General features: G+C 74.2%; 20 protein-coding genes. 19 read left to right on the top strand and 1 reads right to left on the bottom strand.

The window, feature by feature from the left end:
• From ACH4LD_RS39665 to ACH4LD_RS39600, 14 genes are all read left to right on the top strand, one after another.
• Positions 1 to 1,129, top strand: a 1,129-nt coding sequence (locus ACH4LD_RS39665; protein WP_398106217.1) for a non-ribosomal peptide synthetase, incomplete at its 5' end; no start/stop codon positions are given.
• Positions 1,126 to 8,739 carry an amino acid adenylation domain-containing protein gene (locus tag ACH4LD_RS39660; protein WP_398059169.1) on the top strand — a complete coding sequence of 2,538 codons (7,614 nt, stop codon included), beginning with the start codon at positions 1,126 to 1,128 and terminating at the stop codon, positions 8,737 to 8,739. The genes ACH4LD_RS39665 and ACH4LD_RS39660, both read left to right, overlap by 4 nt.
• A 57-nt stretch (positions 8,740 to 8,796) precedes the next feature.
• A complete protein-coding gene (locus tag ACH4LD_RS39655; protein WP_014674493.1) occupies positions 8,797 to 9,003 on the top strand; it encodes an MbtH family protein in 207 nt (68 codons plus the stop codon).
• Between the two features lie 2 nt (positions 9,004 to 9,005).
• Positions 9,006 to 10,154, top strand: coding sequence for an ATP-binding cassette domain-containing protein (locus ACH4LD_RS39650; protein WP_398059168.1), 1,149 nt, complete (start codon positions 9,006 to 9,008; stop codon positions 10,152 to 10,154).
• A complete protein-coding gene (locus ACH4LD_RS39645) occupies positions 10,151 to 10,999 on the top strand; it encodes an ABC transporter permease (RefSeq protein WP_398059167.1) in 849 nt (282 codons plus the stop codon). The genes ACH4LD_RS39650 and ACH4LD_RS39645 overlap by 4 nt, the downstream gene beginning before the upstream one ends.
• A gap of 171 nt (positions 11,000 to 11,170) precedes the next feature.
• Positions 11,171 to 11,422, top strand: a complete 252-nt coding sequence (locus ACH4LD_RS39640) for an acyl carrier protein (protein ID WP_041665449.1) — start codon at positions 11,171 to 11,173, stop codon at positions 11,420 to 11,422.
• A 5-nt stretch (positions 11,423 to 11,427) separates the two neighbouring features.
• Positions 11,428 to 12,684 carry a beta-ketoacyl-[acyl-carrier-protein] synthase family protein gene (locus ACH4LD_RS39635; RefSeq protein ID WP_398059166.1) on the top strand — a complete coding sequence of 419 codons (1,257 nt, stop codon included), beginning with the start codon at positions 11,428 to 11,430 and terminating at the stop codon, positions 12,682 to 12,684.
• Positions 12,681 to 13,808 carry a beta-ketoacyl synthase N-terminal-like domain-containing protein gene (locus ACH4LD_RS39630; protein ID WP_398059165.1) on the top strand — a complete coding sequence of 376 codons (1,128 nt, stop codon included), beginning with the start codon at positions 12,681 to 12,683 and terminating at the stop codon, positions 13,806 to 13,808. The genes ACH4LD_RS39635 and ACH4LD_RS39630 overlap by 4 nt, the downstream gene beginning before the upstream one ends.
• Entirely contained in the window at positions 13,805 to 14,533 is a 729-nt protein-coding gene (fabG, locus tag ACH4LD_RS39625; protein WP_398059164.1) for a 3-oxoacyl-ACP reductase FabG, read from the top strand. The genes ACH4LD_RS39630 and fabG overlap by 4 nt, the downstream gene beginning before the upstream one ends.
• Before the next feature lie 11 nt (positions 14,534 to 14,544).
• A complete protein-coding gene (locus ACH4LD_RS39620) occupies positions 14,545 to 16,236 on the top strand; it encodes a phytoene desaturase family protein (RefSeq protein WP_398059163.1) in 1,692 nt (563 codons plus the stop codon).
• Between the two features lie 53 nt (positions 16,237 to 16,289).
• Entirely contained in the window at positions 16,290 to 17,333 is a 1,044-nt protein-coding gene (gene sbnB / locus ACH4LD_RS39615) for a 2,3-diaminopropionate biosynthesis protein SbnB (RefSeq protein ID WP_398059162.1), read from the top strand.
• 130 nt (positions 17,334 to 17,463) lie between these two features.
• Positions 17,464 to 17,919 (top strand): MaoC family dehydratase, encoded by a 456-nt coding sequence (locus tag ACH4LD_RS39610; RefSeq protein WP_103816247.1) that lies wholly within the window; start codon positions 17,464 to 17,466, stop codon positions 17,917 to 17,919.
• 155 nt (positions 17,920 to 18,074) lie between these two features.
• On the top strand, positions 18,075 to 19,397 hold the full coding sequence (locus ACH4LD_RS39605) for a sensor domain-containing protein (RefSeq protein ID WP_103816248.1): 1,323 nt from the start codon (positions 18,075 to 18,077) through the stop codon (positions 19,395 to 19,397).
• On the top strand, positions 19,361 to 20,005 hold the full coding sequence (locus ACH4LD_RS39600; protein WP_398059161.1) for a LuxR C-terminal-related transcriptional regulator: 645 nt from the start codon (positions 19,361 to 19,363) through the stop codon (positions 20,003 to 20,005). The genes ACH4LD_RS39605 and ACH4LD_RS39600 overlap by 37 nt, the downstream gene beginning before the upstream one ends.
• 93 nt (positions 20,006 to 20,098) lie before the next feature.
• On the opposite strand, the gene ACH4LD_RS39595 is transcribed toward ACH4LD_RS39600, so the two are convergent.
• Positions 20,099 to 20,701 carry a hypothetical protein gene (locus tag ACH4LD_RS39595; protein ID WP_398059160.1) on the bottom strand — a complete coding sequence of 201 codons (603 nt, stop codon included), beginning with the start codon at positions 20,699 to 20,701 and terminating at the stop codon, positions 20,099 to 20,101.
• A gap of 236 nt (positions 20,702 to 20,937) precedes the next feature.
• Between ACH4LD_RS39595 and ACH4LD_RS39590 the strand changes: the two genes are divergently transcribed.
• The 5 genes from ACH4LD_RS39590 to ACH4LD_RS39570 form a co-directional block, all read left to right on the top strand.
• A complete protein-coding gene (locus ACH4LD_RS39590; protein WP_132786785.1) occupies positions 20,938 to 21,792 on the top strand; it encodes a bifunctional methylenetetrahydrofolate dehydrogenase/methenyltetrahydrofolate cyclohydrolase in 855 nt (284 codons plus the stop codon).
• On the top strand, positions 21,782 to 22,255 hold the full coding sequence (locus ACH4LD_RS39585; RefSeq protein ID WP_398059159.1) for a DUF3017 domain-containing protein: 474 nt from the start codon (positions 21,782 to 21,784) through the stop codon (positions 22,253 to 22,255). The genes ACH4LD_RS39590 and ACH4LD_RS39585 overlap by 11 nt, the downstream gene beginning before the upstream one ends.
• A gap of 132 nt (positions 22,256 to 22,387) precedes the next feature.
• Positions 22,388 to 23,557: a sensor histidine kinase gene (locus tag ACH4LD_RS39580; RefSeq protein ID WP_398059157.1), complete on the top strand. Its 1,170-nt coding sequence runs from the start codon at positions 22,388 to 22,390 to the stop codon at positions 23,555 to 23,557.
• Between the two features lie 35 nt (positions 23,558 to 23,592).
• The gene (locus ACH4LD_RS39575; protein ID WP_132786781.1) at positions 23,593 to 24,258 is read left to right on the top strand and encodes a response regulator transcription factor; all 666 of its coding nucleotides are present in this window, start codon (positions 23,593 to 23,595) and stop codon (positions 24,256 to 24,258) included.
• Positions 24,259 to 24,337: 79 nt separating this feature from the next.
• A partial coding sequence (locus ACH4LD_RS39570) for a helix-turn-helix domain-containing protein (protein WP_398059173.1) occupies positions 24,338 to 25,511 on the top strand: 1,174 nt, incomplete at its 3' end.

Here is a 25,511-nt window from a genome sequence, read left to right as displayed (position 1 = left end):
GCCGTCGCTGCTGCGGGCGGCGTTGGACGCGTGGGACATCGAGGGAGTGGCGCCGGAGCTGCCGGAGTTGCGGTGGCTGATGGTGACGGGTGAGGCGTTGCCGGCGGATCTGTGCCGGCGGTGGCACGAGCGGTATCCGCATGTGCCGATGATGAACGCCTACGGGCCGACCGAGTGCTCGGACGATGTGACCCACGCCGTGATCCGGCACGGGGATGAACTGGGTGCCCGGGTGCCGATCGGTTCGGCGGTCCGCAACACGTGTCTGTATGTGCTGTCGGACGAGTTGCAGCCGGTGCCGGTGGGTGTGCCGGGTGAGTTGTACGTCGGTGGCGCGGGCGTCGGCCGGGGATACCTGGACGACCCCGCCCGGACGGCCGGGACCTTCGTGGCCGACCCGTTCGGGCCTGTGGGTGCGCGGATGTACCGCACCGGGGACCGGGTCGTGCAGCGGGCAGATGGCCAGCTGGAGTTCATCGAGCGGCGTGACCATCAGGTCAAGATCCGGGGCCGCCGGGTCGAGACGGGTGAGATCGAGGCGGTCATCCGCACCCTGGAGGGTGTGACGGACGCGGCGGTGGCCGTGCTGCCCGACGCCTCCGGCAACCCGCGCCTGGTCGGCTACCTCACCGGACCCGGCGTGGACGCGGTCCGTGTCCGTGCCGAGCTGGCCCAGCTGCTTCCCGCCTACATGATCCCGGCGTCCTGGCTGGTGCTGGAGGCGCTGCCGCTGACGGCCAACGGCAAGCTGGACCGCAAGGCGCTGCCCCGCCCCGCCCTGTCCGGGCAGGAGGCCAAGCGGGGGGCGGGCAACGACCGTGAACGCGTGCTGGCCGGGATCTTCGCCGATGTCCTCGGGGTGGCCGAGGTGGGCGTGGACGAGGACTTCTTCGCGCTCGGCGGTGACAGCATCCGCTCCATCCAGCTGGTCAGCCGGGCCCGCGCCGCCGGGCTCGCCCTCACCACCCGCGACGTCTTCGAACGGCGCACGGTCACCGCCCTCGCCCGGACCGCCGGCGAGGCGCCCGCCGAGGAGGCCGCCGCACCGGAGCCCGCCGACGCGCTCATCACTCTGTCCGCCGAAGAACTCGCCGACCTCGAACTTGAGTTGAGTGAGGACCTGACGTGACCGAATCCAGCACCGGGTCGAAGATCAACGCAGTGCTTCCGCTCTCGCCGCTGCAACAGGGGCTGCTCTTCCTGTCCTCGTACGACCGCGCGGCGACCGACCACTACGTCCTCCAGTTCACCGCGGACATCGAGGGCGACGGCACCGACCTGGAACGCCGGCTGCGGGCCGCCTCGGCCGCGCTGCTGCGCCGGCACCCGAACCTGCGGGCCTGCTTCCGGCACCGCAAGAACGGCGAGCCGGTGCAGATCGTGCTCCGCGAGGACGACGTGACGCCCGAGTGGGCCGTGCACGACCTCACCCGGCTGCCCGCCGGGGAGCGGGCGGCCGCGGCGGACCGGCTGGCGCGGGAGGACCGCGGGCGGCGGATCGACCCGGCCCGCCCGCCCCTCATGCGGTTCAGCCTCATCCGGCTCGGCGAGCACAGCCACCGGCTGGTGTGGTCGGTGCACCACATCCTGGTCGACGGCTGGTCCCTGCCCCTGGCGGTACGCGAACTCACGCTGCTCGCCGGACGGTCCGGGGAACCGCCGGCGCCCGCGCCGTTCAGCTCCTACCTCGCCTGGCTCGGTACCCGCGACAAGAACGCGGCGCGCGGCGCCTGGGCCGACCTGCTGCGCGGGCTCGACGGCCCCGTCCGGGTCGCCCCCGACGCCACCGGCGCCGGGGAGCCGCCCGTCGAGGCCGAGGCCGTCCTGCCGCGCGAGCACACCGGGGCGCTGCTGGCGTGGAGCCGGGCACAGGGCCTCACCCTCAACTCCGTGGTGCAGGGCTGCTGGGCGCTGCTGCTCGGCCGGCTCACCGGACGCGACGACGTCGTCTTCGGCGCCGTCACCTCCGGGCGGCCCGCCGAGGTCCCGGACGTCGAGTCGATGATCGGGCTGTTCGCCAACACGCTGCCCGTGCGGGCCGACGTACGCCCCGGACGTCCGGCCGCCGAACTCTTCCGGGACCTGGCCCGGCAGCAGGTCGCGATGATGCCGCACGAGCACCTGCCGCTGGCCGAGGTGCAGGCCGCGTGCGGCATCCAGGGCGAACTCTTCGACACCGTCCTCGCCTTCCAGAACTATCCGCTGGACGAGGAGGAGCTGCACCGCGACACCGGCGGCACGGTCTCCGCCGCGCGGGTGCACGCGGCCACGCACTACCCCCTCCACCTGACCGTGCTGCCCGGCGAGAGCCTCGGGCTGCGGCTGTCGTACCGGGCGTCGGCGCTGGGGGAGGGCACCGAGGCCGCGCAGCGCCTCCTGGTCCGGCTGGTCCGCACCCTCGCCGAGGTGGCCACCGCCCCGGACGCCCCCCTCGCCCACCTCGGCGCCCTGGACGCGGCGGAAGAACACCGCATCCTCACGGAGTGGAGCACCACGCCACCCGCTACCGGTCCAACGGCCACCGAGGCACCGGACTCCGGCCTGCCCGACGCCGGCGTACCGGCCCCCGGCCTGCCCTCCGTCACAACACCGGCCCCCGGCCCGTCCGATCCACCCGCCACCGACGCGCCGGCCGGCCTCCTCGGGGCGACCCTTCCCGACCGGTTCGCCGCCCAGGTCGCCCGTACCCCCGATGCCGTAGCCGTCACCGATCGGTCCGGTGTGCGGCTCACCTACCGTGAGCTGGACGAGCGGTCGAGTCGGCTGGCCCATCTGATCGCGGCTCGCGGGGTCGGTCCGGAGGACTTCGTGGCCGTGGCCCTGCCGCGCGGCGCCGAGCTGATCGTCGCCGTGCTCGCCGTGCTCAAGGCGGGCGCCGCCTACCTGCCGCTCGAACCCACGCACCCGGCGGAGCGCATCGCCCACACGTTGCGGGACGCCCGGCCCGCGCTGCTGCTGACCACCACCCAGATCGCGCTGCCCGGCCCGGCGGACGTGCCCGGCCCGGTCCGTGTCGACCTCGACACGGACGCCGTCGGCGCCGAGGCCGCCGCCCAGCCGGTCACCGCGCCCGAACCCGCCGCCCTCACCCCGGACCACCCCGCCTACGTCATCTACACCTCCGGCTCCACCGGCCGGCCCAAAGGCGTGGTCGTCCCCCACCGGAACGTGATCCGGCTGCTGGACGCCACCGACGGATGGTTCGGCTTCGGCCCCGACGACGTGTGGACCCTCTTCCACTCCATCGCCTTCGACTTCACCGTCTGGGAGCTGTGGGGCGCGCTGCTGTACGGCGGCCGCCTGGTCGTCGTACCGCATGACGTGGCCCGCTCGCCCGACGCCTTCCTGGACCTCCTCGCGGCCGAGCGGGTCACCGTCCTCAACCAGACGCCGTCCGCCTTCTACCAGCTGATGCGCGCCGACGCCGACCGGCCGCGCGAACTCGCCCTGCGCCACGTGGTGTTCGGCGGCGAGGCGCTCGACCTCGGCCGGCTCACCGACTGGTACGCCCGGCACCCGGACACCCCGCGCCTGGTCAACATGTACGGCATCACCGAGACCACCGTGCACGTGTCGTACCAGGAGCTGGACCGGGACCTCGCGGCGGCCGGCCGGGGCAGCCTCATCGGGCGCGGCATCCCGGACCTGCGGGTGTACGTCCTGGACAGCGCGCTGCGGCCGGTGCCGGCCGGTGTGCCGGGCGAGCTGTACGTGGCCGGGCCCGGGCTGGCCCGCGGCTATCTGGGTAGGCCCGCGCTGACCGCCGGACGGTTCGTGGCCTGCCCGTACGGCGAGCCCGGCGCACGCATGTACCGCACCGGCGACCTCGGCCGCTGGCGGTCCGACGGCACCCTCGAATACCTGGGCCGCGCCGACGAACAGGTGCAGCTGCGCGGGTTCCGCATCGAACTCGGCGAGATCGCCACCGTGCTGGGCCGGCACCCCCGGCTGGCCGAGGTCGCCGTCGTGGCCCGCGAGGACCGGCCCGGCGACCCCCGCCTGGTCGCCTACGCCGTCCCGCACGACCCGGACGGCGGCCCCTCGGACCGCGAACTGACGGCCGAGCTGCGGGCGTTCGCCGCCGAGCGGCTGCCCGAGCACATGGTGCCCGCGGCCGTCGTACGGCTGCCCGCGCTGCCGCTGACCGCCAACGGCAAGCTCGACCGGCGGGCCCTGCCCGCGCCCGCCTACGCCACCTCCGACCGCGCCCCGCGCACCCGCGAGGAGGCCGTCCTGTGCACGGTGTTCGCCGCGGTCCTCGGGCTCGAACGCGTCGGTGTGGACGACGACTTCTTCGCCCTCGGCGGCCACTCGCTGCTCGCCACCCGCATCGTCAACCGGGTCCGCGCCGAACTCGACGCGCGACTGGAGCTCCGGGACCTGTTCGAGGCCCCGAGCCCCGCCGCGCTCGCCGCCCGGCTGAACGGCGCCGCGCCCGCCCGGCCCGCGCTGACCCCCCGGCCGCGACCGGCGGTCGTCCCCCTGTCCCACGCCCAGCAGCGGCTGTGGTTCATCGAGCGGCTCGGCGCGCCCGGCGGGCTCTACGCCATCCCGCTCGCGGTCCGGCTCACCGGCCCGCTCGACGTCCCCGCGCTCCACGCGGCGCTGCGCGACCTCGTCGCCCGCCACGAGGCGCTGCGGACCGTGTTCCCGGCGCGCACCGCCCCCGGTGCCGCCGCCGACCCCGGTGCCGGGCTCCCCCCCGTTCCCGGCACCGGTTGGGCGGACGGCGTCGGCCCGGCCGAGCAGCGGGTGCTCGCGCCGGCCGACGCCTCCGTGCCGCTGCCCACGAGCACCGTCGACGAGGCCGGGCTGCCCGCCGCGCTGGCCGCGGAGGCCGCCCGCGGCTTCGACCTGGAGACCGAGATCCCGCTGCGCGCCCGGCTGTTCGCGCTCGGCCCCGACGAGCACGTCCTGCTGCTCGTCCTGCACCACATCGCCGGCGACCGCTGGTCCCTCACCCCGCTGCTGCGGGACCTGACCGCCGCCTACACGGCACGCGGCGCCGGGCACGCGCCCGGGCTGCCGCCGCTGCCGGTGACGTACACCGACTTCACGCTGTGGCAGCGCGACCTGCTCGGCGACGCGGACCGGCCGGACAGCGAGCTCGCCCGCCAGCTCTCCCACTGGACGACGGCCCTCGCCGGCCTGCCCGAGGAACTGCCGCTGCCCCACGACTTCCCGCGCGGCGCCCGCGCCGGCCACCGGGGCGGCACCGAGCGCGCCGCCCTGCCCAAGGAGCTGGCCGCCCGGCTGCGGGAGCGGGCGGCCGAGTGGAACGCCAGCCCGTTCATGGTGCTCCAGGCGGCCCTCGCCGCCCTGCTCACCCGGCTCGGCGCGGGCACCGACATCCCGCTCGGCACCCCCGTGGCGGGCCGCGCCGACGAACGCCTCGACGACGTGGTCGGCATGTTCGTCAACACCCTGGTGCTGCGCACCGACACCGCCGGCGATCCCGGTCTGCGCGCGCTCGTCGACCGGGTGCGCGCGTGGGACCTGGCGGCCTTCCAGCACCAGGACGTGCCGTTCGAGAAGCTGGTGGAGGTCCTCAGCCCCGAGCGGTCGCCGGCCCGGCACCCGCTGTTCCAGGTGATGTTCGCCTTCCAGCAGCAGGCCTTCCAGCAGCAGGAGACGGTCACGGGCCCCGCCGGGTCGGCCGGGCTCGCGGTACGGCCCGAGGAAGTGCCGTCGGCCACCGCCAAGTGGGACCTGTTCTTCCAGTTCACCGAGGCCGGGCCCGGCATCGAGCTGGCGCTTGAGTACAGCGCCGACCTGTTCTCACCCGGCACCGCCCGGACCATCGCCGGCGCCTGCGTCCGGCTGCTCGGCGCCGCGCTGGCCGACCCGGACCGCCCGCTGTCCCGGCTGGACCTCCTCGGCGCCGAGGAACGCGCCGCGCTGCTGGCCCACGGCACGCGCCGCACCGGCACGCCCGTGACCACCCTCACCGAACTGGTCGCCCGGCAGGCCGCCGCGACCCCGGACGCGGTCGCCCTCGTCCACCGGGACCCGGCCGGCCGGATCACGCACACCGGCTACGGCGAGCTGTGGGACGCCGCGGGCCGGCTGGCCCGGCTGCTGACCGCGCGGGGCATCGGCCGCGGCGACCTGGTCGCGCTGTGCCTGGAACGCGGCCCGGCCACGGTGACCGCGCTGCTCGGCATCGCCCGGTCCGGCGCCGCCTACCTGCCGCTCGACCCCACCTACCCGGCCGACCGGATACGGGACATGCTCACCGACGCCGGTGCCCGCCTGCTGCTCACCCAGGAGTCCCTGACGGCCCACTGCGCGCGTGCCGCCGCACCCGGCACCGGGGAGTCGGTGGCCGACGCGCACGCGCGGACCGTCGCGCCCGCCACCGAGCCTGCCGCCGTGGACGCGTCCGCCGCCGACGAGTACGCGCGTGCCGCCGTCCCCGGCACCGGGGAGTCCTCCACCGGCCCGGAGGCGCGGACGACCGGTTCCGGTGCCGAGGTCGTCGTCCTGGACGCGCCCGCCACCCAGGAGGCCCTGGCCGCTCTGCCCGGTGACGGGCCGGACGTGTCCGCGCCCCGCCCCGACGAACTGCTGTACGTCATCTACACCTCGGGCTCCACCGGCCGTCCCAAGGGCGTGGCCGTCTCCCACCGGGCCGCCGCACGCCTGGTGCACGGGCTGCCCGAGCTGCGGTTCACCGCCGCCGACACGTTCCTGTACTTCGCGCCGGTCGCCTTCGACGCCTCCACGTTCGAGATCTGGGCCCCGCTCGTGCACGGCGCCCGGCTCGCGGTCTGCCCGCCGGGGCCCGCGGACCCCGAGGCGCTCGGCAGGTTCCTGCGGCAGGCCGGGGTGACCGTCGCCTTCCTCACCACCCAGTTCGTCAACGCGGTCGCCGACACCCGGCCGCGCGCCCTCGCCCCGCTGCGCGCCCTGCTCACCGGCGGTGAGGCCCACTCCCGCGACCACCTGGACCGGCTGCGGGCCGCGCTGCCGGACACGACGGTGTACAACGTGTACGGCCCGACCGAGGCCACCACGTTCGCCACCCTCCAGGACACCGCCGACGCGGTGGACGCCCCGGCCGGCGTGCCCATCGGCCTGCCCATCGCGGACACCAGCGCCTACGTGCTGGACGAGGCCCTGCGACCGGTGCCACGCGGGGTGGTCGGCGAGCTGTACCTGGCCGGACCCGGGCTGGCCCGCGGCTATCCGGGCCGGCCCGCGCTGACCGCCGGACGGTTCGTGGCCTGCCCGTACGGCGAGCCCGGCGCACGCATGTACCGCACCGGCGACCTGGTGCGCTGGGACGCCCGTGGCCGGATCGACTACGTGGGCCGTGCCGACCACCAGGTCAAGATCCGCGGCTACCGCATAGAACCGGGGGAGATCGAACGCCGGTTGACGGCGCATCCGGCCGTCGCCCGGGCCGCCGTCCTTGCCCCCGCCGACCCCCTGGGGCGCCGGCAGCTCGTCGCCTACGTCGTCCCCGCCCCCGGCGGGCCCGCGCCCGAGCCCGACGACCTGCGCCGGCACCTGGCCCGCGCGCTGCCCGACTACATGGTGCCGGGCGCCTATGTGCCGCTGCCGGAACTGCCGATGACCGTCAACGGCAAACTCGACGCCGCCGCCCTGCCGCCCGCCCCGGCCCGCCCCACCGGCTCCGGCGCCGTGCGCCCGCCCCGCACCGACGCCGAGCGGCGCCTGTGCGCGGCCGTCACGGAGGTGCTGGGCGTGCCGGCCGGCCCCGACGACTCGTTCTTCGCGCTCGGCGGCGACAGCCTGAAGGCGATCCGCCTGGTCAACACCGCCACCGGAGCCGGTCTGCGGATCACCCTGGCGTCCGTCTTCGAACACCGCACGCTGGAGGCGCTGGCAGCGAGCGCCGAGGCCGGGGGCGGAACCGCCGACCCGCACCGCACCCCGGGGACCGCCACCGCCGCCGTGACCGACCACGGCGCCGTCGACCTGCTCGGGCCGGTACTGCCCATCCGCTCCGCCGGCACCCTGCCGCCGCTGTTCTGCGTGCACGGCGGGCTCGGCTTCGGCATCCCGTTCGCCGCGCTCGCGGAGCACCTCCACCCCGAGCGGCCCGTGCACGCCCTCCAGGCCCGCGGTCTCGGGGACGACGGCCCGCTGCCCGGCAGCATCGGTGAGGTCGCGGCCGACTACCTGGCGCGGATCAGGGCCGTACAGCCGCACGGCCCGTACCACCTGCTCGGCTGGTCCTACGGCGGCATCGTCGCCCACGAGATCGCGGTTCTGCTGCACGCGTCCGGCGAGGAGGTCGCCCACCTCGCCAACCTGGACGCGTACCCCGACGACGGGCGCGGCGTCCACCCCACCGACGCGGAGTTCCTCGCCGACTTCCTCGCCGAGGCCGGAATCGACGGCACCGGCCCGGACCGGCTCGACCCGGCCGCCGTCGCCGCCCACCTGGCCCGCACCGGCGGCCCGCTCGCCGGGCTCGGCCAGGCCACCCTGGAACGGCTGCTCGCGGTCATGCGCAATCACCTCGACCTGGTCCAGCGGCACACCCCGACCCGCTTCGACGGCTGCCCGATGACGCTGTTCCGGGCCGCCGACGGGCTCTCGGCGGAGGAGCGCGCGCTGAAGACCAAGGGCTGGGAGCCGTACCTGGGCCGGCCCGTCGAGACGCACGACGTGCCCTGCGGCCACCAGCAGATGCTGCGGCCCGCCCCGGCGGCGCTCATCGGCGCCGCCGTGGAGCGCCGGCTGGCCGCCGTCGCCGCCGCCCGCTGACCCGACGTCGTACCACCCACCGACCGTCCACCACCGTCCGAGATCTGGAGACCCGCCATGGCCAATCCCTTCGACAACGAAGACGGCACCTTCCTCGTCCTCGTCAACGACGAGGGGCAGCACTCCCTGTGGCCGTCCTTCGCCGCCGTGCCCGACGGCTGGCGCGTGGCCCTCGACGCCACCGACCGCGCCTCCGCCGTCGCCTACGTGGAGAGCAACTGGACCGACCTGCGCCCGCTGAGCCTCCAGCGGCAGGCGGGCTGACCGTGGCCGCGTCCGACACGGCGATCCTCGCCGAGGGGCTGAGCAAGAGCTACCGCTCCCACACCGCGCTGCACGGCATCGACCTGGCGGTGCCGGCCGGCACCGTCCTCGGGGTCCTCGGGCCCAACGGCGCCGGCAAGACCACCACCGTCCGCATCCTCGCCACCCTGGTGCGGCCGACCGGTGGCCGGGCCACCGTCGCCGGGTACGACGTGGTCCGCGAGGGCCGGGAGGTGCGCCGGCGCATCGGCCTGGCCGGGCAGTACGCCGCCGTGGACGAACTCCTCACCGGGCGCGAGAACCTGGTCCTGCTGGCCCGGCTGCTCCGGTTCGGCCGGCGCGGTGCCACCCGCCGGGCCGCCGAGCTGCTGGACCGGTTCGAGCTGACCGAGGCCGCCGACCGGCCCGCGGGCACCTACTCCGGCGGGATGCGGCGCCGGCTCGACCTCGCCACGTGTGTCATCGGCGACCCCGAGGTGCTGTTCCTGGACGAGCCCACCACCGGTCTGGACCCGGCCAGCCGCAACGTGCTGTGGGACGTGGTGCGGGACCTGGCCGCCGGGGGCGTGACCATCCTGCTCACCACCCAGTACCTGGAGGAGGCCGACCAGCTCGCCGACCGCGTCGCCGTCATCGACGCCGGCCGGGTCATCGCCGAGGGCACCCCGGACACCCTCAAACGGCAGGTCGGCAGCGACCGGCTGGAGGTGACCGTGGCCGGCCCCGAGGACCTCGCCGACGCGGTCGCCGCGCTGGCCGTGCTCGGCGGTCCGGCCCCGGTCACCGACGAGGCCGCCCGCCGGGTGTCCGTCCAGCTCGGCCCGGACGGCCTGGACGACCTGGCCCGCGCCGCACAGGCCCTGCGCGACAAGGGCGTACCCACGGTCGACATCGACCTGCGCAGGCCCACGCTCGACGACGTCTTCTTCGACCTCACGGGTACGGGCCGCGCGGCGCCTCCGGCCACGACACCGGAACAGTCCACGACGACCACGAGAAGCCGACCCGCACAGCCCAAGGAACCGGCGCCGACCTCACAGAAGCGCACCGCGCCGGCCGCCGGGGAATCCCCCGTGCCGGCCGCGGAAGCGGAACCCGTGGCGGTCGTGGATCCGCAGCCCCTGACGGTCACGAAGAAGGAGCCCCAGTGACGGCCACGGCCACCACTCCGACCGGCCCGTCCCGGCCGGCGGCCGGATCCGTGCGCGGGCACCTCGGTGACACGTTCGCCCTGGCCGGCCGGCATCTGACCCATCTGCGCCGCTCACCGGGCCGGCTGGTGCTGGTCACCATGAACCCGCTGGTGATGCTGATCGCCGTCGGCTACCTCTTCCGCAGCTCCATGCACATCCCGGGCGGCGTGGCCTACGAGGACTTCATCATGGCCGGCATCGCCATCCAGGTCGGCCTGACCGGAGTGGGACCCACCGCCATCGGTGTCGCCCTGGACCTGCGGCACGGACTGGTCGACCGGTTCCGCTCGCTGCCGATCTCCCCGTCCTCCGTGCTGCTCGGACGCACCCTGTCCGACCTGGTCGTCGGCGCGGTCAGCCTGACCGCGGTCAGCCTCGTCGGCCTGGGCGTGGGCTGGCGCCCGCACGAGGGCGTGCTGCGCACCGCCGCCGGCTTCGGGGTGCTGCTCGCCTTCGTCTACGTGATGACCTGGGTCGGCATCCTCCTCGGCACCACCCAGCGCAACATCGAGGCCATCGACGGCACCGGCGCGCTGGTACTGGTCATCCTCAGCTTCCTGTCCAACGCCTACGTCCCCGTCAGCGGCCTGCCCGGCTGGCTGCGCCCGCTCGCCGAGTGGAACCCCGTCACGTCGGTCGTCACGACCTGCCGGCGGCTGTGGGGCAACGACCCGGGCGCGGCGGCCTCCGGGGGCTTCCCCGCCCACCACCCGGGTCTGGTGACCGCCGTGACGCTCACGGCGCTGCTGCTCGCCGCGGTGTGGGGCGGTGTGCGCGGGTTCCGCCGCGCGGGCGGCCACTGACCGCCGTCAGCGGTCCGTCAGTTGACGGTCACTGGACAGTCATCGCCGCTGACTAGGTTTTTGCCGAGCCTCATCGCTGCCCATTTCCCGCAGCTTTCCCGCTCTTTTCGACTTTCCCTCGCAGGTCTTCCGCGAATCACCCACCGGCCATCCGAAAACGGAGGAAAGACCATGACGACGGCCGCTCCCGAGCGCCTCACCCGTATCCGGGAAATCATCGCCGAGAACATCGACGTGGACCTGGAGCGCCTTTCCGACACGGCGCTCTTCATCGACGAACTGGGCGCGGACTCCCTGAAGCTGATCGATGTCCTCAGCGCGCTGGAAATGGAGTACTCCATCGTCATCGACATGAACGAACTGCCGAAGATGGTCAACGTGGAGGCCACCTACCAGGTGGCCGCCACGGCCGCCGGCTGGTGACGCCCATGACCACCACGGCACCCATCGACCGGGCCGGGCAGCGACGGGTCGTCGTCACCGGTTTCGGGGTGATCTCCAGCATCGGCACCGGGGTCGAGGAGTACACCGCGGGCCTGAAGGCCGGCCGCTCCGGCGCCCGGCCGATCACCCGCTTCGACACCGAGGGCTTCGGGCAGAACACCGCCTGCGAGGTCCCCGACTTCGAGCCGGAGCGCTGGATCCGCAACCTGCCGTCCGGCCACGTGGGCCGCGCGGGCCAGTTCGCCGTCGCCGCGGCCCGCATGGCCGTCGAGGACGCCGGACTGACCGAGACCGAACTCGCCGACCGGTCCGCCGTCATCACCGTCGGCACCACCGACGGCGAGTCCCACGACATCGCCGTCCTGCTGGAGCAGGAGCTGGCCGCCGGGGACCCCGAGGCGATGGACCCGGTGCTCGCCCGCCGGATCTACGCCGGCCGGCTCTCCACCGCCATCGCCCGCGAACTGCGCATGCCGAACGTGGAGGCGACCACCGTCACCACGGCCTGCGCGGCCGGCAACTACTCGATCGGCTACGGCCTGGACGCCATCCGCTCCGGAGAGGTCGACCTGGCGCTGTGCGGCGGCGCCGACGCCGTCTGCCGCAAGGCGTTCGCCCTGTTCAAGCGGTTCGGCGCGCTCAGCCCGGACGTGGTGCGCCCCTTCGACAAGGACCGGGGCGGCATCCTGACCGGCGAGGGCGCCGGCATCCTCGTCCTGGAGAGCCTGGAGTCGGCCCTGGCCCGTGGCGCGCGCATCCACGCCGAAGTCCTCGGCTACGGCCTGAGCTGCGACGCCGCCCACCCCACCGCCCCCAACCGGGACGGCATCGCGCGGGGCATCCGGCTCGCCCTGGACGACGCCGGCGTCGAGCGGCAGGAGATCGACTTCATCTCCGCGCACGGCACCGGCACCAAGGCCAACGACAGCACCGAGACGGCCGCCATCCTCGACGTGTACGGGGACGCGCCGCCGCGCACGGTCGCCGTGAAGTCGATGCTGGGGCACTCGATGGGCGCGGCCAGCGCGCTCGGCGCCATCGCCTGCGGTCTCGCCATCGAGCACGGGTTCATCCCGCCCACCATCAACCACCGCGAGACCGACCCGGACTGCCCGCTCGACGTCGTACCCAACGAGGCCGTCACGGCGGACGTCCGGATCGTGCAGAACAACTCCAGCGCCTTCGCCGGCAACAACGCCGTGCTGATCCTGGGCACCTACGGGGAGAAGGTCCGAGCATGAGCAACGCAACTGCCGTCCCGCGGGCCGCGCTGCCCCCGGACACGCCCGTCATCACCGGCTGGTCGGCGGTGTCGCCGTACGGCATCGGACGCGAGGCGTTCACCGCCGGCGTGCGCGCCGGCGCGAAGACGGCCGTGATGGCGGACGCCTCTTACGGCACCCTGCCGTCGCCGGAGGTGTGCACCGTGCCCGGCTTCGACATCCAGGAGCTGCTCGGCAAGCGGGGCACCGCGAAGATGGACCGGCTCACCGCGCTCACCCTGGTGGCCTCCGACGGGCTGCTGCGGGACGCCGCCGGCGAGCCGGCCGTCACCACCGACGACCTGACCGGTGTCGTCCTCGGCATCACCATGGGCAGCCTGGAGAACGTCACCGACTTCCTGCGCCAGTCCTACACCAACGAGCGCCCCTTCTACGTCGACGCCGGCCGCATCCCGTTCGGCAGCCTCAACCACGCCGCCGGCGCCACCGCCATCCGGCACGGCCTTAAGGGCCCCAACACCACGGTCGCCGGCGGCCGGGCCGCCGGGCTGCTCGCCCTCAACTACGCCCGCCGGCTGCTGGGACAGGGCCGGGCGACCAGGTACGTGGCCGGTTCGGCCGAGGAGTTCTCCGCCGCGCACGCCTGGTACGAGGCCACCGCCGCCCGGCCGGGCGAGCCCGCGCCGCTGCTCGGCGAGGGCTGCGGACTGTTCCTGCTGGAACCCGCCGGGACGGCCGAACGCCCGCCGCTGGCCGCCGTGCTGAGCATCGAGACCCGCGTCGACATCGACGACGACCCGTTCGCGACGGCCGACGCCTGCGCCCGCCGCGCCCTGGAGCGGGCCGGGGTCGGTGCCGACGAGGTCTGGGCGGCCGTACCCTGCGCGGCGCCGAGCGACGCGGGCCGCGCCGAGTACGAGGCGCTCGCCGCGCTGGTGCCGGCCGAGGCGCTGCGCCGGGTGCCGTCGATGGAGCTGCTCGGCGACACCAGCGCCGCCGCCGCGTCCTTCCAGATCGCCGCGGTGCTCTCCGTCGCCGCGGCCGACCCCGGCTCCCGGGGCCGGGCCGCGCTGGTGACCGCCGTGGACCGGGACGGCGCCGTCGCCGCCGCCGTACTGCGACTGCTCGGGGAGGACGCGTGATCGCGCTGGTCAGCGGCGGCTCCCGGGGCATCGGCCGGGCCGTCGTGCAGCGGCTCGCACGGGACGGCTTCGACGTGTCGTTCTGCTACCGCTCGAACCAGGACGCCGCCGAGGAACTCGCCAAGGAGGCCGCCGAGCACGGCACCCGGGTGCTCGCCGTCCGCTGCGACGTCGCCGACCCGGAGGACGTGCGCGAGTGGTACGCGCGCACCGAGAGCGAACTCGGCCCCGTCGACGCGGTGGTCACCTCGGCGGGCGTCACCCGCGACCGGCCACTGGTGCTGATGGGCCAGGACGACTGGGACGGGGTGCTGCGCACCAATCTGGACGGCGTCTACCACGTGTGCCGGGCCGCCGCGTTCACCATGAGCAAGCGCCGCACCGGCGTCATCGTCAACCTGTCCTCCGTGGCGGGCATCTACGGCAACACCGGCCAGGCCAACTACGCCGCCTCCAAGGCCGGGATCATCGGCTTCACCAAGTCCCTCGCCAAGGAGCTGGGCCCGCGGGGCGTGCGCGCCAACGTCGTCGCGCCCGGGCTGATCGAGACCGACATGGTCGGCGGCATGCCGGCCGCGGCCCTGGAGCGCCAGCTCAAGGGCGTGCCGCTGGGCCGGCTGGGCCGCGCCGGGGAAGTGGCCGACCTGGTGGCGTTCCTGGTGTCCGACCGGGCGGCGTACATCACCGGAGCCGTCGTGGAGATCCACGGGGGCGGCGTCTTCTGATGGGGGGCCAGATGCAGGGCACGGGGGAGCGGTACGACGCGATCGTGGTCGGCAGCGGCGTCGGCGGCCTGGTGACGGCCGGATATCTCGCCGCCGACGGCCGCCGGGTCCTCGTCCTGGAACAGCACGACGTCGCCGGCGGCAACGCCCATGTGTTCCGGCGCCGGCGCAAGTACGAGTTCGACGTCGGCACCCACTACCTCGGCGACTGCGGCCCGGACGGGCTGCTGCCCGCCGTCCTTTCCGGGCTCGGCGTCGCCGACCGGGTGCGGTTCCGGCCGATGGACAACGACGGCGGCTTCGACCGGATCATCACGCCCACCGCGCGGGTCGACGTACCGGCCGGCTGGGACCGCTACCGCGCCCGCCTCAAAGCGGCCCTGCCCGCCGAGGCCGACGCCGTGGACCGGTTCCTCGACCTCGCCACGGCCGTCGCCGCGGCCGGCCGGGCCAGTCTGCTCGGCACCCCGATGGTGGAGCTGTTCCGCCGGTCCCCCGAGACCATGCGCTGGAACCGGCGCACCCTCGGCCAGGCCCTGGACCACTGCGGGCTGTCCGCCAAGGGCCGCACCCTGCTCGCCGCGCAGGCCGGCAACTACGGCGCCCTGCCCGCCGACGTCGGCTTCGCCGAGCACGTCACGATGATGGACCACTACCTGCGCGGCGCCTACTTCCCGGAGGGCGGCGGCCAGGCCCTGGTCGCCGCGTTCGTGGAGGCCCTGGAGGCGTACGGCGGCGAGCTGCGCACCCGCTGCGAGGTGCGCCGCATCCTGGTCGAGCGGGGCCGCGCCACCGGCGTCGAACTCGCCGACGGCACCCGGATCTCCGCCCCGCTGGTCGTCTCCAACGCCGACTACCGCCGTACCGTCCTGGACCTGTGCGGCGGCGAGGAGACCTTCCCCGCCGACCTGGTCGCCCGGACCCGCGCGGCCAGGATGCGGGACGCGGTGGTCGCGGTGTACGTCGCCCTCGACACCGAGCTGCCGGGCCTGCCCAACGCCAACATCTGGTGGCACGACAGCGACGACATGGAGGGCGCGCAGGCCGGGATGCTGGAGCGCTGGGCCCGTACCGGCACCCTGGACCGGATCCCGCAGCTCGCCTTCTCCTTCGCCTCTGTGAAGGACGCCGGGTCCCCGGCCGTGTGCCCGCCGGGCCACAGCAACTTCCAGCTGCTGACGATCCTCCCGCCCGGACACGCGTTCTGGGGCGCGGACGGCGGCCCGCTCACGGGCGAGCCGTACCGCCGCCGGCCCGCCTACCTGGCCCGCAAGCGGGAGGTCACCGAGCTGGTCCTGGACACCGCCGAGCGGGTCCTCGGCCCGTTCCGGGACCGGATCACCCATGTGGAGGCCGCCTCCCCGCTCACCCACGAGCGCTACATCCGCGCCAGCGGCGGCACCCCGTACGGCATGGCCACCTGGGGCCCGCGCGGCCAGCGGCCCGACGTGCGCACCGACGTCGAGGGGCTGTACGTGGTCGGGCAGAACACCCGGCACGGCAGCGGCATGGCCGGGGTCGCCGCCGGCGGCATGGCCGCGGTCTCCCACATCCTGGGGCGCCCCCTGCTGTCCGAGGTGATGTCCGGCACGGTGCTCGGCGACCCCGCCCGGCTGCCCCCGCGCGCGCCCGGCTGGGACCCGCTGCAGGTGTCGCGCGGACGCGCCCGGCGGCACGCCAAGGGCCTGGCCCGCATCGGCTGACCGGCCCGCCGGCCCGCCCCCTCGTCCAACGAACTCCCTGGAGCAGTGTTCCCATGACCTCACAGGTGTCCCAGGTCCCGTCCTTCTCCGTGATCTCCGGTGCCCAGGTGCACCAGGTGCTCGCCGGTGCCGAGGACGAGGTCGTCTCGACCGTCGAGGCCGCCTACCGGCTGCACGGCGAGGCGCGGACGGTCAACCCCGACTCGTACTTCCTGCGCTTCCCGGACCGCCCGTCCTCCCGGATCATCGCGCTGCCCGCCTCGGTGGGCGGTGACGTGGACGTGCACGGCATCAAGTGGATCTCCAGCTTCCCGGAGAACGTGGCCGCCGGCCTGCCGCGCGCCTCGGCCGTCCTCGTCCTCAACGACGCGCGGACGGGTTACCCGTTCGCCTGCCTGGAGTCCTCCATCATCAGCGCCGCGCGCACCGCCGCCTCGGCGGCCCTCGCGGCCGACCGGATCAGCCGGGCGCGCGGCACCAGGCCCACCCGGGTCGGCTTCATCGGCACCGGCCTGATCGCCCGCTATCTGCACACCTACCTGGCGGCCTCCGGGTTCGCCTTCGAGGCCCTGGGCGTGCACGACCTGTCCGCCGAGCACGCCGAGGGCTTCACGGGCTACCTGCGGCGCACCGCCCCGGAGGGCACGGAGATCACCGTGCACGACAAGCCGGAGGACCTGATCCGCGCCAGCGACCTCGTCGTCTTCGCCACCGTGGCGGGCGAGCCGCACGTCACCGACCCGGAGTGGTTCACGCACAACCCGCTGGTGCTGCACGTGTCGCTGCGCGACCTGTCGCCGGAGATCATCCTCTTCGCCTGGAACGCGGTCGACGACATCGACCACTGCCTCAAGGCGGGCACCTCGCCCCACCTGGCCGAACAGCTCACCGGCAACCGGGACTTCGTCGCCGGCACCCTCCACGACGTGCTGACCGGTGCGATCACCCCGCCCGCCGACCGGCCGGTGGTCTTCTCGCCGTTCGGCCTCGGCGTGCTCGACCTGGCGGTCGCGAAGTACGTGTACGACCGGGTCCGGGACGCCGACCAACTGCACACCGTGCCCGGCTTCTTCCACGAGCTGAAGCGGTACGGCTGACCCCGGGCGCGCCGCGGCCGGGCCGGCCCGGCGCGCACGCTGACGAACGGATGACGGCTCGCTGACCGAACGGCCGCGCGGCGGGCGACCGCCTTGTCCGGCCGTTCGGCAGCCGCACAGAATCGACGCCATGAGATCTTTCGCCAGTCTGGACGAGTTCTCCGCCGCCGTCGGCGAACACCTCGGCCACAGCGAGTGGGTGCGGGTGACGCAGGAGCAGGTGGACCAGTTCGCGGGGGCGACCGGCGACCTGCAGTGGATCCACACCGATCCGGAGCGGGCCGCGACCGGCCCGTTCGGCGGCACCATCCTGCACGGCTACATGACCCTGGCCCTGCTGCCCGCCATGATGCGGGCCATCTTCGACATCGAGAAGGTGGAGCTGGGCGTCAACTTCGGCCTGGACAAGGTGCGTTTCCCGCGTCCGGTGCCGGTCGGCTCCCGGGTGCGCGGCGGGGCGAAGCTCACCGGTGTGCGCGAGACGCCCGCCGGCCACCTGGCCGCGGTCCGCATGACGGTGGAGGTCGAGGGGGAGCCCCGGGCCGCGTGCGTGGCCGACACGCTCTCGCTGTTCGTCGCCCCCTGACGGGAGTTGGCCGAGAAGGGTCGCAAGAGGGGGGTTTTTACCACCGATTTCCCGGCCCCTCGGCCACCACAATGAGTGCGGGCCCCTCGGACCACGACAGACGTACGGCAGCGGCGCCGCGCACGGCGGAGCAAGGCCAGGAAGGAGCGAGTCGCATGGACGACCGCACGATGCAGCTCGGCGGGATCCGCCCACCGGAGGCGATCAGGGGATTCTCGGTGTCGGCCGGGCTGACGGGGCTGCGCCGGGTGGTGACCCTGTGCTGGATGTCGATGGCGGCCTTCGGCCGTTCGCTCGCCGTGTCCGGCGCGATCAGCCTGGTCGGTCCCGGCCTCGGCATGGTGCCGCGGGCCATGGAGGGCGTGCGCAACCTGGCCGCACAGCAGCGGGAACTCGCCCGGCGCTGGGCGGGCGTGGAGATCCCCGGCCCGCCCGGACCGCTGCCGCCCGCGCCCGCCGGGGCCTCCGGTGCCGTCGCCCGCTACCGCTGGATCATGAGCGACCCGCAGACCCGGCGGGAGTACGTCTGGGTGCTCACGGACCCGATCGCCGGCGGTTTCCTCGCGTTCTTCCCGCTGGCGCTGATCCTCAGCGGCGCCTGGGGCGTCTTCCTCGCCTTCTTCGGGGTGCCGCTGTCCACCGAGTGGGACGGGCTGTGGTACCAGTTCATCCCGATCGAGGGCCAGGCCACGGCGGTGCTCGCCGGCGTCCTCGGGCTGCTGCAACTGCCGCTGGCCCTGTGGGCGGCCCCGCGCGCGGTGCGCCGGCACGCCCTCTACACCAGGGCGATGCTGGCGCCGAGCGAGAGCGAGATGATGGCCAGCCGGATCCAGCACCTGGCCGCCACCCGCTCCGACGCCGTGGACACGCAGATGGCCGAGATCCGCCGGATCGAGCGGGATCTGCACGACGGCGCCCAGGCCCGTCTGGTTGCCATGGGCATGACCCTGGATGCGGCCGAGCACCTGCTGGAGACCAACCCCGAGGCCGTCCGCGCCCTGCTCATCGAGGCCCGGCAGTCGTCCTCGGCGGCACTGGAGGAACTGCGCAACCTGGTCCGCGGCATCCACCCGCCGGTCCTCGCCGACCGCGGACTCGCCGACGCCGTACGGGCGCTGGCGATGACCTGCCCGGTGCGCACCGAGGTCCAGGTCGACCTGCCCGGCCGCCCCGAGATGCCCGTCGAGTCAGCCGCCTACTTCGCCATCTCCGAGATCCTCACCAACGTCGCGAAGCACGCCGGTGCCGCCCGCGCCTGGATCGACCTTCGTTACGATCGCGGGATGCTGCACATCACCGTGACCGACGACGGCCACGGCGGCGCCGACGCCTCCCGCGGCACCGGCCTGCGCGGCATCGAGCGCCGGCTCGCCACCTTCGACGGCGTGGTGGCCGTGAGCAGTCCCGTGGGCGGGCCGACGATGGTGACGATGGAGATCCCGTGCGTATTGTCCTCGCCGAAGACCACTTCCTCCTGAGGGACGGGCTGATCCGCCTGCTCGGGGCCTACGGCCACGACGTGGTGGCCGCCGTGGACAACGGCACCGACCTGCTCGAAGCCCTGGACCGGGAACAGCCGGACGTCGCGGTCGTCGACGTCCGGCTGCCGCCGAACTTCACCGACGAGGGCCTGCGCGCCGTCCTCTCCGCGCGCAAGCGCAACCCGGACCTCCCGGTGCTCCTGCTCTCCCAGTACGTCGAACCGCTCTACGCCCGCGAACTGCTCACCAGCGGCGGCCGGGGCGTCGGCTACATGCTCAAGGACCGCGTCACCAACGGCGGCCAGTTCCTGGACTCCATCCAGCGGGTGGCCGCGGGCGGCACCGCCATGGACCCCGAGGTCATCTCCCAGCTGCTGGTCCGCAAGGAGCGCGACGAATCCGTCGGCAGCCTCTCCGAACGCGAACGCGAGGTCCTCGAACTCGTCGCCCAGGGCCGCTCCAACGCGGGCATCGCCCAGGCCCTGTTCGTCACCGAGAAGGCCGTCGCCAAGCACATCAGCAACATCTTCACCAAGCTCGGCCTCCTCCCGACGGACGGCGACAACCGCCGGGTCCTGGCCGTGCTGGCCTACCTGGACCAGTGAGCCGGCCGCACCCGGAGCCGGAAACGACACCGGGCCGCACCCCGTCCGGACGGACGGGACACGGCCCTGGAGCGGTGCCGGGCGCCGGGCGGCTCAGTACCGCGGGCGGTTGAACCAGGCCGAGGCGGCGCCGTTGACCATGGACGCGAGGATGACGCCGGCGAAGGCCAGGGAGATGATCCCGCCGAAGGTCGCCGAACCGCCACCGCCGTTGACGATGTTCACCAGGCTGCCGAGCAGCATCAGCGACGCGTACACGATCGTCGTGACGCGGATGCCGCCGCCGCCCTTCTTGAACTTCACACCCAGGAAGATCGACAGGGTGCCCAGCGCCAGCATCAGCAGCGCGAACGCGATCAGCACACCGGTGGCCGTGCTGGTGTCGTCACCCGAGCCGATGCCGTTGGAGACGTCCTGCGTGGCACCGGCGGCGATGCCGAGGAACAGTCCGGCCAGGTACTGGAAGCCCGCCAGGATGAACAGCAGCACCCGAGCCGTCTTGATCAGGCCCGGCATCTCCATCGGCACGCCGTAGCCGTACGGCTGCTGCACCGGCGGCGCGGCCGGGTAGCCGTACCCGGGCTGGCCCTGCGGGGCACCGGGGTAGCCGTATCCGGGCTGCTGGCCCTGCTGCGGATAGCCGCCCTGCTGGCCCTGCGGCGGGCCGTACGGGTTGTTGGGGTCGCCAAAGCTCATGGCGGTCTTCCTCCGTCTGCTCAAGTGCGGGGACGACGCGCGGCACGGTTCGGAGGAAGTTCTACAGATGCGGTCCGTCCCCCCGGTACTGCCCGCGGCACTGTCCGCTCATCGTTCTTTAACAGGCTCTTACTTGTCCAGCCGGAGGCGTCAGGTGTTGTGCAAGTGCAACATCACTGATCAAGCCGTGACACCCGGATTGGAACCGGGGCCGGGTCATCCGCGAGGATGGGACCATGACCGCCCAGATTCTCGATGGCAAGGCCACCGCAGCCGAGATCAAGTCCGATCTGACCGCCCGCGTGGCGGCGCTGAAGGAGAAGGGCGTCACGCCCGGCCTCGGCACGATCCTGGTCGGGGACGACCCCGGCAGCCAGAAGTACGTCGCCGGCAAGCACCGCGACTGCGCCCAGGTGGGCATCGCCTCCATCCAGCGCGAGCTGCCGGCCACCGCCACCCAGGAGGAGATCGAGGCGGTCGTCCGCGAGCTGAACGAGGACCCTGCCTGCACCGGCTACATCGTTCAGCTCCCGCTGCCCAAGGGCATCGACGAGAACCGCGTCCTGGAGCTGATGGACCCGGCCAAGGACGCCGACGGCCTGCACCCGATGAACCTCGGCCGCCTCGTCCTCAACGAGCCGGCCCCGCTGCCCTGCACCCCCAACGGCATCCTCACCCTGCTCCGCCGCCACGGCGTGGAGATCAAGGGCGCCGAGGTCGTGGTCGTCGGCCGCGGTGTCACCATCGGCCGTCCGATGCCGCTGCTGCTCACCCGGCGCAGCGAGAACGCCACCGTCACCCAGTGCCACACCGGCACCCGTGACCTCTCCGCGCACCTGAAGCGGGCCGACATCATCATCGCCGCGGCCGGCTCCCCGCACCTGGTCCGCGCCGAGGACGTCAAGCCGGGCGCGGCCGTCCTGGACGTCGGCGTCTCCCGCAACGCCGAGGGCAAGATCGTCGGTGACGTCCACCCGGACGTGACCGAGGTGGCCGGCTGGATCTCCCCGAACCCCGGCGGCGTCGGCCCGATGACCCGGGCCCTGCTGCTGGTCAACGTGGTCGAGGCGGCGGAGCGCAGTGCCGGCTGAGGACACCCGCGGGCCCGCGGAGCCGACCGTACGCGACGCGATCAGCGCCCCTGACGCCGAGGGGCGCCCGCGCCGCGTCACCCGCCGCTTCCCGCTGTTCACCAGGGACACCGCACGCCCCGAGGGCGGCGGCCGGGCCGCGGCCGGCGACGCCCCGGCGCCCGCACGGCAGTGGCCCCTGCTCGTCGTGCTGTCGACGGTGGCGCTCGGCCTGCTGCTGACCGCGCTCGACGTGTTCCGCTACGGCACCCTGCTGATCGGCGCCGCCCTGCTGGCCGGCGCGGTCATGCGCTGGATGCTGCCCGGCGTCGGCATGCTCGCCGTCCGCTCCCGCTTCACCGACATCGTCACCTACGGCGTCCTCGGCCTGGCCATCGTGTTGCTCGCGATGATGGCCCAGCCCAACCCGTGGCTGCAGATCCCCTTCCTGAAGGACGTCCTGCACTTCACGCTCGACAAGTAGCGCCAACAGCACGACAGGTGGCCCGCGCCCCCCGGGGACGCGGGCCACCGCCGCTTCCGCGCCCCGCCGCAACCCACGCGGTACCGCGCGCGGTCGGCTCCCCGGTGGGGCCGTGCGGGTTACCCTGCGGCGATGCGACCGAGGACCCCCCGCCCGCTCGTCGTGGACACGTTGATCGCGGTGGCCATGGCCGTGGTGGCCGTCCTGGTCGCGCAGGAGTCCCGGTCCCAGGGATGGCCGGAACTCGACGCGCGCGCCTACGCCCTCGTCGCCCTCGCCCACCTCCCGGTCGCCCTGCGCGGCCGCCACCCCCTCGCCGTCTTCGCGGTCGTCGAGGCCGCCGCCACCGGCTGCATCAGCCTCGGGTACTGGCCGGTGGTGTGCACCTTCGGCGCCATGCTCGCCCTGTACACCGTGGCCTCCGTCCGCCCGCCGTGCACCGCGCTCGCCTGCGCCGCCTGCACCTGTGCGGTCTGGGTGTACGCCGGCGTGGTCAGCCACAGCCCCTCCATGGCCTCCGTGGTCGGCCAGGCCCTGCTCTACAGCTCGGTGCTCGTCTGGTTCGGGCACCTGGCCCGCCGCAGCGCCGAACTCACCCGGCGGCTGCACGCCGAACACGCCGAGCGGGCCCGCCGCGCGGTCGCCGAGGAACGCGGCCGGATCGCCCGCGAACTGCACGACGTCGTCGCCCACCACATGTCGGTCATCTCCGTGCAGGCCGGCCTCGCCCGGTTCGTCTTCGACTCCGACCCCGCCAAGGCGCGCGGCGCGCTCGGCACCATAGCGGACACCAGCCGCGAGGCCCTGGAGGAACTGCGCCGCATGCTCCAGGTGCTGCGCGAGGAGGACCCCGAGGCGCCGCAGCGGGCCCCCATGCCCACCCTGGCCCGGCTCGGCGAACTCGTGGACCGGGTCCGGGCCGGCGGCCTGCCCGTGGACCTCGACGTCGAGGGCACCGCCCGCCCGCTGCCGCCCGGTGTCGAACTGTGCGCCTACCGCGTCGTCCAGGAAGCCCTCACCAACGTCCTCAAACACGCCGGCCCCGCCCACGCGCGCGTCGAACTCCGGTACGGGACCCACGAACTGACGGTCCGTGTCACCGACGACGGCGAGGGGGCAGATCCGGACAGAATGCCCACAGGGGGTGGTCACGGCTTGATTGGCATGCGGGAGCGGGCCACGCTCTACGGCGGGACGATCAGCGTCGGCCCACGCACCGAGGGCGGCTACGAGGTCCGGCTGACCCTGCCGACCTCGGCCGCCGAACGCGACCGCGGGGGCGCGCGAGAAGCGGAGCGGTAAGGGACGGTGCACGGCCGGGGGGACGACCGTACGGAATGATCAGAGTGCTCGTCGTGGACGACCAGTTCCTCATCCGCGCCGGACTCGTCGGCCTGCTCGACGCCGCGCCCGGCTTCGAGGTGGTGGGCGAGGCGGGGGACGGTGAGCAGGCCGTACGGCTCGCCGCCGAGACCCGGCCCGACGTCGTCCTCATGGACATCCGGATGCCCGGCGTGAACGGCATCGAGGCCACCGAACAGATCCTCGCCGAGGCCACCGACCGGCCGCCCCGGGTCCTGGTGCTGACCACCTTCGACCTGGACGAGTACGTGTACGGCGCGCTGCGCGCCGGCGCCTCCGGTTTCCTCCTGAAGGACTCCGGCCCCGAGCGGCTGCTGGCGGCGGTCACGGCGGTCGACGGCGGCGACGCCCTGTTCGCCCCCAGCGTCACCCGGCGCCTGGTCGAGGCCTTCGCACGCCAGCAGAAGCCCGTCGACACCGCGCCCCCGCCCGACCTGGGCGTGCTCACCTCCCGCGAGGTGGAGGTCCTCAAACTCACCGCCCGGGGCCTGTCCAACCTGGAGATCGCCGACCGCCTCTACATCAGCGAGGCCACCGTCAAGACCCACCTCAACCGCACCATGACCAAGCTCGACCTCGGCAGCCGGGCGCAGGCGGTGGTGCTGGCGTACGAGACGGGGCTGGTCACCCCTGGCGGTTGACCGCCGCCCTGGCATCCTTTTGGTCAGCGCGTACGCGCGACCTGCAAGGAAGACGGGGGAAGAGGGGAAGAGGGGGTAGATGATGCCTCGGTGGAAAGCCCTGCCGGAGGATCTGGACCCGCAGATACGGGAGTTCACCGTCCAGTTGCGGCAACTGGCCGACCGCGGCGGCCTGAGCACCGCGGCACTGGCCGACCGCACGGGCTACGGCAGGACGTCCTGGGAGCGCTATCTGGGCGGCCGGCTCCTCGCCCCCAAGGGCGCGGTCATCGCCCTCGCCGAGGCCACGGGCACCGACCCCGGCCCCCTGACCACGCTGTGGGAACTGGCCGAACGGTCCTGGACCCGAGCGGAGTCGAACGCCGACCACACGCTCCAGGCCATCAACATCACCGACTCCCACGCGGCCCTGGGCGACCTCGCCCACCCGACGAAGAGGCCGGCACGCGTACCCGAAGGAAACCCGACGACGCCGACCGGCGGCACCGGGGGGCGTGCCGGGGCGGCCGGGGGCCGGGCTGGGGGATCGGTCGGCGGTACGTTCGCGGGTTCGGCTGAGGGTACGTCCGCGGCGCTGGCTGGCGGGGCGGCCGGGGGCCGGGCTGGGGGATCGGTCGGTGGTGCGTCCGGCGGTACGTTCGCGGGTTCGGCTGGTGCGGCTGGGAGCACGTCCGCGGGGCCGGCCGGCGGGGCGGGCGGGAGCCGCGCTGAGGGGTCGGTCGATGGTGCGGCCCGCAGTTCGTTCGCGGGTTCGGCTGGTGCGGCTGGGGGCACGTCCGCGGGGCCGGCCGGCGGGGCGGGCGGGAGCAGGGCTGCGGGGGCGGCTGGTGGCGGCGGTGGGAGTACGTCCGTAGGCCAGACCGGGAGTGCGTCCGGGGGGCCGGACGGCCCGACGGATGCCGGTGCGGGTGAGGGCGGTGGTCTCGCGGCCGCGCTGGGGATCGCCGGTCCCGCCGCTGTCTCACCGAAGATCCCGGCCCAGCCGACCGCCTCGGAGGCCGCCGGCGTCCGCGACAGTGTGCCGGACGGTACGGGGACCGGCGGAGCCGGGGACAGCGGCGACGGCTCGGCTACGGCGAAGGGGAGTGGCCCGGGTACGGCGCCGGACGCTGGCCCGGACGCCGCCGATGGCAGTGCCGATACCGCGTCCACCGCTGACGCTCGTGCTGTGTCCGGCGGTGAGGCTCGTGCTGCGTCTGGCGGTGACGTCCGTGCCGTGTCCGGCGGTGACGCTCGTGCTGCGTCTGGCGGTG

Source organism: Streptomyces sp. NPDC017676 (assembly GCF_044329325.1).
GTDB lineage: Bacteria > Actinomycetota > Actinomycetes > Streptomycetales > Streptomycetaceae > Streptomyces.
The sequence above is the reverse complement of the archived record's forward strand: the minus strand, read 5'-3'. Positions and strand labels throughout refer to the sequence as shown.

Coding starts and splice junctions, on each gene's coding strand:
- ACH4LD_RS39655 (WP_014674493.1), top strand. CDS start 8,797: ATGGCCAATCCCTTCGACAACGAAGACGGCACCTTCCTCGTCCTCGTC.
- ACH4LD_RS39640 (WP_041665449.1), top strand. CDS start 11,171: ATGACGACGGCCGCTCCCGAGCGCCTCACCCGTATCCGGGAAATCATC.
- ACH4LD_RS39635 (WP_398059166.1), top strand. CDS start 11,428: ATGACCACCACGGCACCCATCGACCGGGCCGGGCAGCGACGGGTCGTC.
- ACH4LD_RS39630 (WP_398059165.1), top strand. CDS start 12,681: ATGAGCAACGCAACTGCCGTCCCGCGGGCCGCGCTGCCCCCGGACACG.
- ACH4LD_RS39620 (WP_398059163.1), top strand. CDS start 14,545: ATGCAGGGCACGGGGGAGCGGTACGACGCGATCGTGGTCGGCAGCGGC.
- sbnB (WP_398059162.1), top strand. CDS start 16,290: ATGACCTCACAGGTGTCCCAGGTCCCGTCCTTCTCCGTGATCTCCGGT.
- ACH4LD_RS39610 (WP_103816247.1), top strand. CDS start 17,464: ATGAGATCTTTCGCCAGTCTGGACGAGTTCTCCGCCGCCGTCGGCGAA.
- ACH4LD_RS39605 (WP_103816248.1), top strand. CDS start 18,075: ATGGACGACCGCACGATGCAGCTCGGCGGGATCCGCCCACCGGAGGCG.
- ACH4LD_RS39595 (WP_398059160.1), bottom strand. CDS start 20,701: ATGAGCTTTGGCGACCCCAACAACCCGTACGGCCCGCCGCAGGGCCAG.
- ACH4LD_RS39590 (WP_132786785.1), top strand. CDS start 20,938: ATGACCGCCCAGATTCTCGATGGCAAGGCCACCGCAGCCGAGATCAAG.
- ACH4LD_RS39580 (WP_398059157.1), top strand. CDS start 22,388: ATGCGACCGAGGACCCCCCGCCCGCTCGTCGTGGACACGTTGATCGCG.
- ACH4LD_RS39575 (WP_132786781.1), top strand. CDS start 23,593: ATGATCAGAGTGCTCGTCGTGGACGACCAGTTCCTCATCCGCGCCGGA.